Below are 14,491 nucleotides of genomic sequence, written 5' to 3' on the forward strand. Positions count from 1 at the left end.
TTATTTTTTTTAAATGTAAAATTGTCATAAAGATTTGCCATAAGAAATAAAAATCCTTTCTGCTATCATGTTAACAACGAAAAACATGAGTCCCGTTTTCTTACAGCTATATTCTCCTATTCATTTTCATAGCTGTTGAACACGATAGACTCTTAAATATCACCATAAAGGGACCTGTAGATGAAACGTGTTGTAATCACTGGTATGGGTATTAACTCATGTATCGGTAACTCTTTAGAAGCAGTTACTCATTCACTTCAAAATGGAATCTCCGGGACACGTTTTAACCCAACTTATGCTGAACTCAATTTTAAAAGTCATGTCAGCGCTGCTGCAGAACAAGACTTTGATAATATCGACCGTAAATTAAAACGCTTCATGGGCGTATGTGCGATGTATGCATACAACGCTGCTGTAGCTGCAGTTGAACATGCAGGCCTTACTCCTGAACAACTTGCTGGTAATCCACGTTATGGTATTGCAGGTGGTTCAGGTGGTGGCTCAACTGCTTCTGTTGTTGAAATGACAGAATTATTAGAGACTAAAGGCGCACGTAAAGTGGGTCCATTCTTCGTACCACGTAACATGTCAAACACCATTACTGCAAACGTAGGTGTTGCATTTAAACTACAAGGTATTTCACATACTATTACAAGTGCTTGCGCAACTTCTGCAGATGCAATTGGTTATGCGTATAACTTAATTCAACTTGGCAAACAAGACCTTATGCTTGCTGGTGGCGGTGAAGAAGATCACTGGTCTCAAAGTTTATTGTTTGATGCAATGGGCGCACTTTGCTCGAAATATAACGACTCTCCAGAAACAGCATCTCGCCCATATTCAGCAGACCGTGACGGCTTCGTTATTGCTGGCGGTGGTGGTTTTGTAGTACTTGAATCACTTGAGCATGCGCAAGCACGTGGTGCGAACATTTTAGCTGAAGTAGTAGGTTATGCTGCGAACAGTGATGGCGCGGACATGGTTGCTCCAAGTGGTGAAGGTGCTACACGTTGTGTATTAATGGCACTTGAAGAAGCTAAGCAACATGGCGTAGAGAAAATTGACTATGTAAATACACATGGTACTTCTACTCCAGCTGGTGACATTACAGAACTTAAAGCAATGGAACGTGCATTTGGTGAAGGTAACGTACCTCCTCTTAGCTCAACCAAATCTATGACAGGTCATAGCTTGGGTGCGGCTGGTGTACAGGAAGCTATTTACTCTGTGCTAATGATGCAAAATGACTTTATTGCACCAAACATCAACGTGACTGAACTTGATGAAGGCGCAAAACCTTTCGATATCGTACTTGAAAAACGTGATGCAAAATTGAATACTGTAATGAGTAACAGTTTTGGCTTTGGCGGTGTTAACGCTTGCCTTATTTTCAAGAAGTGGGATGCATAATCCCACCTAGGATTATCGATGGATGCACCTTCTGATGCTTTTTTGTGGGTAAAAGCATTACATATTATTGCCGTGGTTTGCTGGTTCGCTGCTTTGTTCTACTTACCACGTCTATATGTTTATCATGCTATGAGTGAAGATGCTGCAAGTCATCAACGCTTTGAGGTAATGGAACGCAAGTTGTATCGTGGAATTATGTGGCCTTCAATGATTGCTACATTAATTACCGCCCATTTCCTTGTAGAGTGGGGTGATGCAACTCGACATTACCATCAAGCCACATGGTTTTACCTCAAAGTTGGATTAGTGGCTTTATTAGTGATTTATCATTTGGTATGTGGCTATTATCGTAAAAAGCTCATCGGAAATGCTCACTATAAATCACATAAGTTCTGGCGATTCTTTAATGAAATGCCAACCTTAATTTTATTTGCTGTTGTGATTTTAGTTGTTGTAAAGCCTCAGTTTTAACTGGGGCTTTTGCTTTTCTTATCCAAGAATTCTTTTATTCATCCTAATAAAATGCACAATCTATTCAAACAATTATATTTTTTCAAAACAGAACTATAAAATTAATCAATACCCTACCTCTTTATTTAGCAATACCTAATCTATACTATGCTAAAGAAATAGATGAACTCATTTAATGGCAAAGCTATGCTAACTTTTAATGCCTTTAAACGCTTAATCCATACACCATTTATTCTTCTTACACTTTTTATTTTCCGTCACTTAAAAAACTATCCGATTAGACATCTGACTGCTCACGAAAAATTATTAGCACAAATGGTTTTCGGCGACATGCTTGATTGTGAACGGCCTAAAATTATTGCTACGCGCTACCTCCCTTGGCAGAGTTGCGGTATTTTTATGGCCCCCAATGGGAATATTTATGTCAATCCTGCTGATTACAGTGAAAATTACGCTTTAGAATCTAAGTTTATGCAAGGTATTTTTATTCACGAACTCACACACGTCATGCAATATCAAAAAGGCATTCATGTACTCTTTAAAGGTGCTTTATTACAATCAGCCTATTACCTCAGCTTTAAAAGTTACAATCCCTACAAATATACCTATCACCCTGACAAGGCATTTAGTACGTATAATATTGAACAGCAAGGCGAAATTGCGCGCGACATTTGCTCTGGAAAAATCCCGAATATTATCTGTTCACCTCAACTTCATTTGTAACTAAATAATCAATCTCACTTTGAACGTAACATTTCTTGCGTAATGTAAATGGGGATTCTTATAAAACATAAATACTTATCTAAACTATAAAAGTGCGCTTATTCAATTCAAATTATTGAAAAAAATAGAACAGACTTATTCCAAATTAGCTTGTGATAAGGCAGTATACAAACAATAAAAATAATGAAGCCTGTTTCTATTCTATACAGAAAATCTCGTTATTTTTACGCAGAAAATATGGGATTGGTATATATTATTGATCTTGACATTTTTGTTTACTATTTTAATTGTTTACTATCGTATCATACACATCGTTGAAAAATTATATCCATAAAAATCAACACTGTGTGTATCTATATTCGTTATGATCTAGGATTAGGTTTGAATGAAAAGTTTTAAAGTTGCCCTTGCTCAGTTTTCTCCGCATATTGGCAATATTGACTCAAACACCCAAAAGATGATTGAGCAAGTAAATCAGGCGAAAAAACAAGACGCTGACCTGATTATTTTTCCCGAGCTTTCTGTTATTGGTTATCCAGCTGAAGATCTATTGTTACGTCCAAATTTAAATAAACGTATGCAAAAGGCTTTTGCACAACTTGCCGAAGTTAAAGATATTGTTATGGTTTTCGGATTTGTAAACCAGACAGAAGATGGTCAACGTTATAATTCTGCTGCTGTCATGAAAGACGGTCAAGTTTTGGGTGTTTTTAATAAACATAATTTACCAAACTATGGCGTCTTTGATGAAAAACGCTATTTCCAAAAAGGCCATCAGCACTTAGTTTTTGAATATCTTGGGCATAAGTTTGGTGTATTAATCTGTGAAGATATTTGGTCAATTAATACGGTTAAACAGTTGAGCCAATTAAATGTTGATACTGCTCTTGTACTCAACTCATCACCATATGAAGTCGGCAAACCACAACACCGTATACAGACCTTGAGTGAACTTGCAAAACAACTTCACCTAAATATTGTGTACGTTAACCAAGTGGGCGGACAAGACGATTTAATTTTTGATGGCACAAGTTTTGTCAGCAATCAAAATGGTGAAATTGCTTTACAAGCTCCAAGCTTTAAAGAAGACATTTATATTGCTGAATTTGACCGTGATACAAAGTTATATAAAGTCACTGAATCTGCTCCTGCATTAGAAACATTTGCAGAGATCTATCAAGGTTTAGTCATGGCAACTCGTGACTATGTAGAGCGCTCAGGCTTCCCAGGTGTGATTTTGGGTCTTTCTGGTGGTATCGACTCTGCCCTCACACTCGCAATTGCTGTTGATGCAATCGGTGCAGAAAAAGTACAAGCTGTAATGATGCCTTATACCTACACTTCTCAAATTAGTGTAGAAGATGCGGCTGAACAAGCTCGCCGTATGGGTGTAACTTTTGGTATTGCTGAAATTCACTCAATCGTAAATAGCTTCATGCAAACCTTGTATCCTTTCTTTGGTAATTCACCAGCTGACGCAACTGAAGAAAATTTACAAGCGCGTGCTCGTGGTACATTGCTTATGGGCTTATCAAACAAGTTTGGTAATTTAGTCCTTGCTACAGGGAATAAATCTGAACTTTCAGTTGGCTACTGTACGCTTTATGGCGATATGGTTGGTGGCTTTGCTGTTCTAAAAGATGTTTATAAAACTATCGTGTTTGAATTAGCAAAATACCGTAACAGCTTAAGCGAAACTCCTGTGATTCCTGAGCGTGTGATTACCCGCCCACCTTCAGCAGAACTTCGCCCAGATCAAAAAGACCAAGACTCTTTACCAGCATATGATGTATTGGATGCCATCCTTTACGCATATATTGAAGAAGATTTAGGTCAGGCCGATATTATTGCCAAAGGTTTTGATAAAGAAGTTGTTGAAAAAGTCATCCGTTTAGTTGATCGTAATGAATACAAACGTCGTCAAGGTGCGATTGGCCCGAGAATTACCTCTCGTGCATTTAGTCGCGAACGACGTTATCCGATTGTCAACGGTTGGACAGCGAATGACTGAGCAGAAAAACTCATCAAAAACTACAGCACTTGCTCAAGCACTTTTGCTTGAGCAGGTGGAATTTTTCAAAAAACAATTATCTATAGAAAACTCACCTATTTATTTCCAGCAGTTCATTCAGTTATTTATGCAACATGCTGACGAAATCAAGCTACATGAAGTTGTGGATTTAGAACAACTACAAGCCGTTGTGAAACGCTATGCTTTTGAAATGCAGCTAGGTGCCGGTTTACTTGAGTTTATTGGGGAAATCGCGCAGCGTATTTATTTGTCTGCTATGAAGTCTCCAATTCAGTTACAAGACTTGGTCTCTGACCACCAATTTGAAATGTGGCTTTCTAAATTTTTAGAAATGGAACATATTCCTCATTATCTCAATCAGTTTTTAAGAACTAGCCCTTCTGTACAACAGCTTTGCCAATATATTGCAACCTCAACTCTAGAACAAAAATTACCAAAACTTCTAACTGCATCTAGAATAGATGACTACCATTTTGAATGGCAACATAAGCTCAAAAAATTCTCTTTTTTACAACAACAACGCCTCGAGCATAAACTTGAAACTTGGATTGCCAGTTTTATTCATGAGCAACTTACAGAATTAAGTCTTTTATCGAGTGAAGATTTAGAAAGTTTAGTACGTCATGTTTGGGAAGATATTAGACATAAAAAAATGTATGAGTTTATGAAGCAGCTCACTCCTCTCGATGTTGAAGAGTTTTTTGTTTTAATTTACGAATACTGGAAAGAATTACGCCAGTCACAATTTATGCAAGATCTGATTTTGTATGGCGTGGAAGTTTTTTATGACTTTTATAAAGATCAGAGTTTATTTGAAGTATTAAGTGAGATTGGGTTAACCGAAAGCGACTTACAAACCGAAGCTTTACGTTTTTATCCGAAGGTTATGGATGCCTTTAATGAGCACGGTATTTTAGAACCTTTACTTCAAGCACTTTTAGCTCCCTTTTATCAAAGCTCAAAAACTTTCGATATGATTGAAAAACATTTTAATGAGTAAAAAATAGATAAAAAGAAACCACGCAGGAGCGTGGTTTTTAAAATGGTGGCTATGACGAGACTTGAACTTGTGACCCCCGCATTATGAGTGCGGTGCTCTAACCAACTGAGCTACATAGCCGTAAACTGTGTGCGCATTATCTATAGTTCTGTATAGCAGGTCAATAGGTAAAAACCCTTAATGCCCATCAATTGAACAAATAAGATTCAGATCATCATTATTTGTTCTTTTTTTAGCATTTTTTTGCTTTAAACAATTGATCGTCCACAGAAATATATTAAAGATCTAATACTAGTTTTTTACCTTTAGCTCTCGATACACAAATCATCATGCTCTTCTGTGAAGCCTTTTCTGCATCACTTAAGTATTGATCGAAATGCTCTGCTTCACCTTCTAAAATAGCAGTTTCACATGTACCGCATACGCCTTCGCGACATAAGCATTCCACATCAATATTTAATGTTTCAATAGCTTGTAAAATCGTCTGATTACTTTGTACTTCAATTTCTTGATTAGATTTGGCAAGTACCACTGTAAATGCTTCACCATCTTCAGGAACTGTTGAGGCAAATTGTTCCCAGTGAATGTATTCATCGCGATATCGATGCTTATTACAACAATCAATCACAGCATCAATCATGGGTTTAGGACCACATACATAGACATGTGTGCCTTTAGGTTGTGATGAAATCAATTCATCCAAATTCAATACACAACCTTCTGAGTCAACATAGCTAAACACATGTTCTGCATGTTTTTGCTTTAACTCATCTAACAAAGCCGCATGTTCAGGTGAACGATAAGCATAATGTAGCTCAAAATCAGCACCACGTGTTGCAAGTTCATCCATTTGAGGCAAGAATGGTGTGATACCTATACCACCTGCAATTAAAATATGTTTATTGCCTGTTTCAGCTAGCGGAAATAAATTTTTTGGTTCTGAAATCTGAATTTCACAGCCTTCATTGCATTGATCATGCATAAAAACTGAACCACCCTTACCTTCCACATCTTTACGAACACAGACTTGGTAAGTCGATAGGTCTTGTGTACAACTCATCAATGAATAGGCATTTGAAAGCTGTTCATTCATTTTGACAATAATATGGCTTCCCCCACTAAATCGAGGAAAGTTCTGCCCATCTTGACGTTTGAACGTAAACCGTTTGATTAAAGGGGTAAGCTGCTCCACATGAGTAACAACCGCTGGGAACATTTCATAATGATTAGCCATATTAGAATCCTTCTTTTACCGCATATTCTTGTCGTTAGGGCTTATCCTTAAAGCCCTAAACACATGTATTTAATGGTCATAAACTCTTCAAGACCATACTTTGAGCCTTCGCGCCCCACACCTGATTGCTTTACACCACCAAATGGTACAACTTCATTTGAAATTGCTGTGGCATTCATGCCGACCATTCCATATTCAAGCTGTTCTGACACTCGCCATAAACGTGAAATATTTTCGCTATAAACATACGCAGCCAAACCGAAGATAGTGTCATTTGCTTGAGCAACCACATCTGCTTCATCTGTAAAGCGAATGAGCGGCGCAACTGGACCAAAAATTTCTTCTTGGACAATTTCCATGGTCCGGTCAACGTTAGTTAAAACTGATGGTTCATAAAAGGTTTGCCCTAAAGCATGCTGTTTGCCGCCGCAAGCAATTTTAGCGCCTTTGCTCACTGCATCATCAATCAACTGTTGTGCTTTCAAAACTGCTTTTTCATTAATTAATGGACCAATTTGCACGCCATCTTCAAGTCCATTACCGACTTTAAACTTTTGTACTTCTTGTACAAACTTCTCGGCAAAAGCTTGATAAATATTGTCGTGGACATAAATGCGGTTAGCACAAACACAGGTCTGGCCCGCATTACGGAACTTTGCAAAAATCGCACCTTGTACAGCTTTATCTAAATCGGCATCATCAAAAACAATCAGAGGAGCATTTCCGCCTAACTCAAGCGCCAATTTTTTAATGGTGCTTGAACACTGCTGCATCAATAAACGGCCCACTGGCGTTGAGCCAGTAAAGGTCAATTTCTTCACTTTTTCATGCGAAGTAAATACAGAACCAATTTCTTGAGATTTACCGGTAACAACATTAATTACACCAGCTGGAATACCTGCTTTTTCGGCAAGTTTCGCAATCGCTAAAGCACAGTAAGGTGTTTCATTTGCTGGCTTAATCACTATCGTACATCCAGCTGCTAAAGCTGGTGCTGCTTTACGCGTAATCATAGCAATTGGGAAATTCCACGGCGTAATAGCAGCCACAACACCCACAGGTTCTTTACTAATAATAAAACGCTGCTGATTATTGACGGTTGGAATCACATCGCCATAAATACGCTTGCCTTCTTCGGCAAACCATTGAATAAATGATGCAGCATAACGTACCTCACCTTTCGCTTCTGCCAAAGGTTTTCCCTGCTCAATAGTCATGATTAAAGCAAGTTCATCGGTATGATCGAGAACCAGTTTGTACCAAGCCAATAAAATATCTGCACGGTTTTGGGCAGTTAAAGCTTTCCAACTTTTTAAAGCCGTATAAGCAGCCTCAACTGCTTGAGTCGCCTCAGCCGCTCCCATATTTGGAATTGTGCCAATTTCTTCGCCTGTTGCAGGGTTAGTTACCGGAACCGCCGCATTCGACTGTGCAGCTAACCATTGTCCGTTAATATAGGCTTGTTGCTGAAATAATCCAGTACTTTGTAAACTCGACATATTATCTTCCTAATTGAAGAGTCAGGTGTAAGTTATCTTTACACCTGAATAAATCCATTTGTTTTATTTGTGATGCTGCGCCACTAAATGTTGGAAGTAAGCAATACCATGTTCACTAATTCCTGAACGTTGCTTATCAGTCATAATACGGCCTTGGCCTCGATAACCACGTGATTTCAAACCACGTTGTACACTTTCTACCAAGTTCAAATCTTCAGGACGGAATACATTGCGATACCACTCAATTAAGTCTTTCTGATCTTGAGTGAGTTCTTCGTTCGTGAAGTAAATATCGTAATGCTGCAAAGTCGTTTCTGCATCTACTGGGAACTCATAGATCACAGTCATGAAATTGCTGCCCGGTGGTACATTGAACATCGTGCAAGGCCAAGTCCAGAAACCGTGAAATTCAGGATCTGTTACTGATGGATCAAGCTTAAATGACTTCTCAGATGAGCGAGCAAAGCCATATTGCAATGTCCAGTTCTGATGTGTGGTATGCCAATATTTATCAACTTGTACGGAGTCAGCAAAACCAGGATGCGCTGGTCCACAGTGATAGCACTCTAGATAGTTATCAACAATCACTTTCCAGTTTGCTGGAGTTTCTGTCACAAAACGTGCTGCCAGTTTCAAATCTTTAATTACGCTACATGCTTGATTTAAACGCTCAGCAAATTCCGGAAGTTGGTCTTCTACACAAGTCGCATTTTCATCCATATTAATGAAAACAAAGCCTGCATATTCTTCAACTTTTAAAGGTACCATGCTTGAATTTTCTTTATCGAAAGATTTAACGTGGTCACAGTTACGTGCCAAAGCTAAGCTACCATCTAGCTTAAAAGTCCAAGCATGATATGGGCAAGTAATTACATTTTTTGCTTTACCACTGCCACTTAAAAGCTCGTGACCACGATGTGGACACACATTATAAAACGCACGTAAAACACTATCTTTACCACGAATGATGACAATATTTTCACCAATTACTTTACGGGTAATATAGTCGTTCGGTTGTGCCAATTCACTGCCATGTGCAACACAAATCCAGCTTTTAGCAAAGATTGCTTCTTTCTCATGCTCAAATACTTGCGATGAAGTATAGAAAACTTTAGGGAAAGTCCATGCAACATCTGGGTTTGCGCAAAAATCTTCAGGTAATTTTTCAACTGCACTCATGTTATTACTCCATTAAATTCTTTTCGTCCAAATGACTCGATATTAAATTGATGTCTTTTCGACTCTGCCAAACATGCGGCGTATTGCACCAAGCATGTTTTGATATAACTGTTGAACTTCAGGGCAATCACGCATGAGACGTAAACTGCCATGTAATAAACCTTTGCCTAAATGGAACTCGTTAGGGATACCTGCTTGTTCCAATTTTTGGGTAAGGAAATAACCGTCATCACTTAAAGGGTCATACTCTGCAACGGCTACAAAACTCATAGGCATATCTGAAAAATCAGTTGCCAATAAAGGTGCTAGACGTAAATCCTGCCACTCATGTGAATTCGGTGCATATTCCTTTAAATAAAAATGCATATCTTCCGTTGTGAGTAACGACGCATGGGCATGCTTTTGTGCGGCTGGTGTATCAAGTGCTGTAGTTAAACACGGATAAACCAAAGCCAGACCTTGAGCTTGTAAACCACTATGCTGTAGATGCACTGCAAGAGCTGCTGCTAAGTTACCGCCTGCGCTATCGCCTGCTAGAACGATATTTCCGCTATCAATCTGCCAATCAGAACCATGCTGTTTAAGCCATTGATAAACTGCTAAACAATCTTCAAAAGCTGCTGGAAAGCGATGCTCTGGTGCCATGCGGTAATCCACACCAATGACAACTGCATTTAAGTCCTGACATAAATAACTGGTAATAAACTCATGTGAATCGAGGCCACCCACCATCCAACCGCCACCATGTAAATACAATACACATGGCCAACCAGCTTCAGGTCGTTTAGTTTTTGGTGAATAGATGCGAACAGGCACTGAATGCTCTGCATTTGCAACAACTCTATCTTCTACTTCGATCTTGCCATCACGAGGCAAAGTGTAGTGTCGACACATCGCGTCATATGCCGCGCGGACTGAGTCAATATCTGCATCTGCTGGTGAATAAATGCTGCTCCAATACACAAGGCTTTGCATTTCTTCACTTAAGGCATAGGTAGTCTGTTCACATGTAGTCATTACTGTTCCCTCTAGCTGGTTTTTCTGTCCAGTTTGATTGAGCTTGCAAGCTCAAGCTGCATCCGTTTTGCATGTTCATCTTGAGTCTGGTTTAAACCAATTTCCGCATCATCATAACCTTGTTGCTCAATTAAATGTGATGGGACTTTGGCATAATCCTGAATCAACCATTTCACTAAGCCATAGGTCTGAATCAGAATAATCACAATGAATGGTAAAGCCGTCACAATAGTTGCTGTTTTCATTGTGTCTAAAGGTGCCTTACTAAAGATCATGGCAATCGGAACCAAAGTCAGCATGACACACCAGAACAGACGGGCATTTGGCGATGGATCTTGCCCTTCACTTAAACCGCGTGTACATGTTGCTGAAACCGCATACCCAACCGCATCCATATGTGCTGCCAAGAACACCACCATAATGCCGAGGAAAATCCACATCATCAGCTTTCCAGCAGGTAATAGGCTGAGCAATTGACCAATTGCAACCTCACCACCCTGTTGGCTTAAGATTTGCGGTACATTTACAGCCCCATGAATAAAGCTATAAACGCTGTAGTTTTCAAACACACCAAAGATAAACCAAAGACCAACACTGCCGCCAATCACCATGGCAAAGATCACTTCTTTAATAGTACGGCCTTTAGAAACACGCGTTACAAAGAGTGCCACACCCGGTGCATATGAAATCCACCATAACCAGTAGAAAACAGTCCATTCACGAGTAAACTTGCCATCGCCCATTGGGTCGGTAAACAGACTCATATCAACAAAGTTGGTTGCCATTAACCCGAAACTCATTAATGAGTTATTCAAAATGAATTGAGTTGGACCAAAGCACAGTACATAAATCGCAAATAACACCACGCCTAAACACACCATGTGACTTAAACGTTGCATGCCTTTATCCATACCTACATACGAACTAAGTGCAAACAGAACCGAAACACCCAAAATAATGATGACCTTAGTCATAAAAGTATTTGGGATACCTGTGAGCTGAGACAAAATATTGGTAAATGTCACAGCAGTGAGTACCAATGAAATCGTCAATGCGCCAAACATACAAAGCAAGAACATTAAGTCGACTAAACGACCAACCACACCAGTTGATTTAAAGCCTGTCACAGCCTCAATCACTGAAGCTAAACTTAAACCTTTGTTTTTTCTCACATGGTAGCTGTAGCACAAAGAAATTGATGCCAAAGCATAAATTGCCCATGCACTTAAACCTGAGTGAAAAAACGAGTAAGCCACGCTATATTTCAATGCTTCTGCTGACTCAGGCGGTAAGCTCAAACCAGGTGTTTGATAATAGTAAGCCCAGTCCAAAAAGCCCCAGTACAGTGTAGAAGACCCAATACCTGACAAAATGAACATAAATATCCATGACATCGTGGTGTATTGAGGCTTTCCTTCACCGAGTTTAATTTTGCCGTATTTACTAAAAGCTAGACCAAAAGTAAAAATAATGGCTAAAAAAGCAAACAGTAATACTGGGGTGGTAAATACCGATGTCGTCCACTGCATCCATGTTGCAGCGATCTTGATCGACTCTTGCGAATAAATCGCCAAACCAGCAACTGAAATAAATACAAACAGTAAACTGGTTACGGCAAGAACTTTATCCGTATAAATTTTTGTGTTTTGATTATCCATATCCATACATCCATTTTTGGATGGCGTTATTCCATAGCGAACACGTCCATTTTAATTTGGGCTACACACGATGCAATTGCATCTCCTACCTCATAAGTTTTTGCCTGACCGCCGATATCGGCTGTCTTTGGCCCATTAATTAATACATTCTCAATCGCCTGCATAATGTCCTGACCTGCTTGAATGCAACGTTCGTCTTCTTCGCCAAAGAATTCGAACATCATTGCACCTGACCAAATCGCAGCGATTGGATTGGCAATTTGTTTACCGTAAATATCTGGTGCCGAACCATGTACAGGTTCAAACAATGATGGGAATTTTCTTTCTGGGTTTAAATTTGCCGAAGCAGCCAAACCAATAGTTCCTGTACATGCAGGGCCTAAATCGGAAAGAATGTCGCCAAATAAATTCGATGCAACAACCACATCAAAGCGTTCAGGTTGTAAAACAAAACGAGCTGCTAAAATATCAACGTGCTGTTTATCGGCCTGAATTTGTGGATATTGTTTTGCCATCGCATCCACACGTTCATCCCAATAGGGCATGCTGACCGCAATACCATTAGACTTGGTCGCTGCTGTAATTTTTTTCGCGTCACGCTGATTTGCAAACTCAAATGCATAACGCAAAATGCGATCTACACCATGACGTGTAAATACAGCTTCTTGTAAAACAAACTCTCGATCTGTTCCTTCAAAAGCCTTACCACCAATGGCTGAATACTCACCTTCACTGTTTTCACGGACCACGTAGAAGTCGATATCACCCGGTTTTTTGCCTACTAAGGGACATTTAACACCCGGCATTAAGCGCACTGGACGTAAATTCACATATTGGTCAAAACCACGACGGAACTGGAGCAGCGAACCCCAAAGCGAAATATGGTCCGGCACTTTATCTGGCCAGCCTACAGCGCCAAAATAAATTGCATCGTAGCCCTGCAAAGTTTCAAACCAGTCATCTGGCATCATTTTGCTGTGCTCAAGGTAGTAATCGCAGCTTGCCCAATCGAAAGCATCTAACTGAAGCTCAATGCCATGCTTCTCTGCCGCTGCCTTTACAACCTTAATGCCTTCTGGTAGAACTTCTAAACCAATGCCATCGCCTGCAATCGTGGCAACTTTATATCTTTTTGCCATAAGCTTCCTTCACACCTTCGCCTAATATCCTTGTATGGCTTAAACATGATGTTTTAAGCAAAAATGATCAACAACAGAACTATCATTCCAATGGACACGGATCGTGAACAATCTACCTAACCTATCGGATTTAAAGGTTTTTTGCACAGTCGCCAAACTAAAAAGTTTTGTCGAATCTGCTGAGGAACTTGGGACATCGCCAGCTTTTATTAGCAAGCGAATTAATATTTTAGAAAACACATTAAGCTGCAAACTCTTTCATCGCAGCACGCGTCATGTCAGCCTAACGGAAGATGGCAAACTCATCCTTGAGAGAGTTTCAAATATTCTTGAAGAATTTGATGAAGTTTGTGAGCTGGTCAATAACCCGCTCAGTACGCCTACAGGTCGTATGGATATTATTAGTAGCTTTGGTTTTGGCAGAAAGCATATTGCACCAATTCTGTCTAAATTAATGATGCTTTATCCAAAGCTCCAAATTCATTTTGACACCATCGACAATACCAAAGACCTGATTCAACACAGTATTGATTTGGACATTAGAATTGGTAATGAAATCGCACCGAATATGATTGCGAAGAAGCTGGCGTCTAACTTTCGAATTTTGTGCGCTTCACCGAGTTATTTACTTAAACACGATGTACCAGACAGCATTGAGGATTTGCAAACACATGATTGTTTGACAATTAGTGAACGCGATCAATCATCTGTGTTATGGAAATTTAGGCATGCTTCTGAAGATGTCTCAGTGCATATCAAACCACGTTTTGTTTCGAATAACGGCGAAATTATTCATCAACTTGCCATAGAAGGCCACGGGATTATTTTCCGATCAATTTGGGATGTTGCAGATGAATTAATTACAGGTCAACTTCAACACATTTTGCCCGAATATTGGCAAGATGCAGATGTTTGGGCAGTTTATCCATCACGACTCAAAAGCTCATCTAAATTACAAACCTGCATTTTGTTTATTCAAAACGAATTGCTCAATCGTTTACAGCATGTACAAAACCTAAGTCGTGGACAACTCATTTCACCAGCCGTCAAACGAGATCCACCACCTGAAAAAGTCTTTCTATAAAAAAGCCCTAAGTGAAGTGTATTCACTTAGGGCAATAAATCGCTT

The 14,491-nt window shown here is 39.4% G+C and carries 12 protein-coding genes and 1 tRNA gene; 6 read left to right on the forward strand and 7 right to left on the reverse strand.

Annotation, left to right across the window (positions count from 1 at the left end):
• Positions 1-180 precede the first annotated feature (180 nt).
• The 5 genes from AC52J8_RS14150 to AC52J8_RS14170 all read left to right on the forward strand — a co-directional run bounded on the left by AC52J8_RS14150 (position 181) and on the right by AC52J8_RS14170 (position 5,636).
• A complete protein-coding gene (locus AC52J8_RS14150) occupies positions 181-1,410 on the forward strand; it encodes a beta-ketoacyl synthase N-terminal-like domain-containing protein (RefSeq protein ID WP_002120440.1) in 1,230 nt (409 codons plus the stop codon).
• Between the two features lie 18 nt (positions 1,411-1,428).
• Positions 1,429-1,881 carry a protoporphyrinogen oxidase HemJ gene (gene hemJ / locus AC52J8_RS14155; RefSeq protein ID WP_002120291.1) on the forward strand — a complete coding sequence of 151 codons (453 nt, stop codon included), beginning with the start codon at positions 1,429-1,431 and terminating at the stop codon, positions 1,879-1,881.
• A gap of 162 nt (positions 1,882-2,043) precedes the next feature.
• Positions 2,044-2,604, forward strand: a complete 561-nt coding sequence (locus AC52J8_RS14160) for a hypothetical protein (protein ID WP_086399100.1) — start codon at positions 2,044-2,046, stop codon at positions 2,602-2,604.
• Between the two features lie 385 nt (positions 2,605-2,989).
• Positions 2,990-4,615: an NAD+ synthase gene (locus AC52J8_RS14165; protein WP_014205965.1), complete on the forward strand. Its 1,626-nt coding sequence runs from the start codon at positions 2,990-2,992 to the stop codon at positions 4,613-4,615.
• Positions 4,608-5,636, forward strand: a complete 1,029-nt coding sequence (locus AC52J8_RS14170; RefSeq protein ID WP_086399099.1) for a hypothetical protein — start codon at positions 4,608-4,610, stop codon at positions 5,634-5,636. The genes AC52J8_RS14165 and AC52J8_RS14170 overlap by 8 nt, the downstream gene beginning before the upstream one ends.
• 43 nt (positions 5,637-5,679) lie before the next feature.
• On the opposite strand, the gene AC52J8_RS14175 is transcribed toward AC52J8_RS14170, so the two are convergent.
• The 7 genes from AC52J8_RS14175 to AC52J8_RS14205 form a co-directional block, all read right to left on the reverse strand.
• Positions 5,680-5,756: transfer RNA gene (locus AC52J8_RS14175), tRNA-Met, on the reverse strand.
• A 157-nt stretch (positions 5,757-5,913) separates the two neighbouring features.
• The gene (gene cntB / locus AC52J8_RS14180; RefSeq protein ID WP_068929915.1) at positions 5,914-6,870 is read right to left on the reverse strand and encodes a carnitine monooxygenase, reductase subunit CntB; all 957 of its coding nucleotides are present in this window, start codon (positions 6,868-6,870) and stop codon (positions 5,914-5,916) included.
• A gap of 47 nt (positions 6,871-6,917) precedes the next feature.
• A complete protein-coding gene (locus AC52J8_RS14185; protein ID WP_086399098.1) occupies positions 6,918-8,369 on the reverse strand; it encodes an NAD-dependent succinate-semialdehyde dehydrogenase in 1,452 nt (483 codons plus the stop codon).
• Positions 8,370-8,432: 63 nt separating this feature from the next.
• A complete protein-coding gene (gene cntA, locus AC52J8_RS14190; RefSeq protein WP_086399097.1) occupies positions 8,433-9,548 on the reverse strand; it encodes a carnitine monooxygenase subunit alpha in 1,116 nt (371 codons plus the stop codon).
• Positions 9,549-9,590: 42 nt separating this feature from the next.
• Positions 9,591-10,565 carry an alpha/beta hydrolase gene (locus AC52J8_RS14195; RefSeq protein ID WP_044099498.1) on the reverse strand — a complete coding sequence of 325 codons (975 nt, stop codon included), beginning with the start codon at positions 10,563-10,565 and terminating at the stop codon, positions 9,591-9,593.
• An 11-nt stretch (positions 10,566-10,576) separates the two neighbouring features.
• Positions 10,577-12,229 carry a BCCT family carnitine transporter gene (locus AC52J8_RS14200; RefSeq protein WP_080749776.1) on the reverse strand — a complete coding sequence of 551 codons (1,653 nt, stop codon included), beginning with the start codon at positions 12,227-12,229 and terminating at the stop codon, positions 10,577-10,579.
• 20 nt (positions 12,230-12,249) lie between these two features.
• Positions 12,250-13,362 (reverse strand): tartrate dehydrogenase, encoded by a 1,113-nt coding sequence (locus tag AC52J8_RS14205; RefSeq protein WP_086399096.1) that lies wholly within the window; start codon positions 13,360-13,362, stop codon positions 12,250-12,252.
• A gap of 103 nt (positions 13,363-13,465) precedes the next feature.
• Here AC52J8_RS14205 and AC52J8_RS14210 point away from each other — a divergent pair, with 103 nt between their 5' ends.
• Positions 13,466-14,446: a LysR family transcriptional regulator gene (locus tag AC52J8_RS14210; RefSeq protein WP_086399095.1), complete on the forward strand. Its 981-nt coding sequence runs from the start codon at positions 13,466-13,468 to the stop codon at positions 14,444-14,446.
• Positions 14,447-14,491 lie beyond the last annotated feature (45 nt).

It is taken from the genome of Acinetobacter sp. S-1, from assembly GCF_059579785.1.

Coding starts and splice junctions, on each gene's coding strand:
- AC52J8_RS14185 (WP_086399098.1), bottom strand. CDS start 8,369: ATGTCGAGTTTACAAAGTACTGGATTATTTCAGCAACAAGCCTATATT.
- AC52J8_RS14200 (WP_080749776.1), bottom strand. CDS start 12,229: ATGGATATGGATAATCAAAACACAAAAATTTATACGGATAAAGTTCTT.
- AC52J8_RS14195 (WP_044099498.1), bottom strand. CDS start 10,565: ATGACTACATGTGAACAGACTACCTATGCCTTAAGTGAAGAAATGCAA.
- AC52J8_RS14205 (WP_086399096.1), bottom strand. CDS start 13,362: ATGGCAAAAAGATATAAAGTTGCCACGATTGCAGGCGATGGCATTGGT.
- AC52J8_RS14165 (WP_014205965.1), top strand. CDS start 2,990: ATGAAAAGTTTTAAAGTTGCCCTTGCTCAGTTTTCTCCGCATATTGGC.
- AC52J8_RS14150 (WP_002120440.1), top strand. CDS start 181: ATGAAACGTGTTGTAATCACTGGTATGGGTATTAACTCATGTATCGGT.
- cntA (WP_086399097.1), bottom strand. CDS start 9,548: ATGAGTGCAGTTGAAAAATTACCTGAAGATTTTTGCGCAAACCCAGAT.
- cntB (WP_068929915.1), bottom strand. CDS start 6,870: ATGGCTAATCATTATGAAATGTTCCCAGCGGTTGTTACTCATGTGGAG.
- hemJ (WP_002120291.1), top strand. CDS start 1,429: ATGGATGCACCTTCTGATGCTTTTTTGTGGGTAAAAGCATTACATATT.
- AC52J8_RS14170 (WP_086399099.1), top strand. CDS start 4,608: ATGACTGAGCAGAAAAACTCATCAAAAACTACAGCACTTGCTCAAGCA.
- AC52J8_RS14160 (WP_086399100.1), top strand. CDS start 2,044: ATGAACTCATTTAATGGCAAAGCTATGCTAACTTTTAATGCCTTTAAA.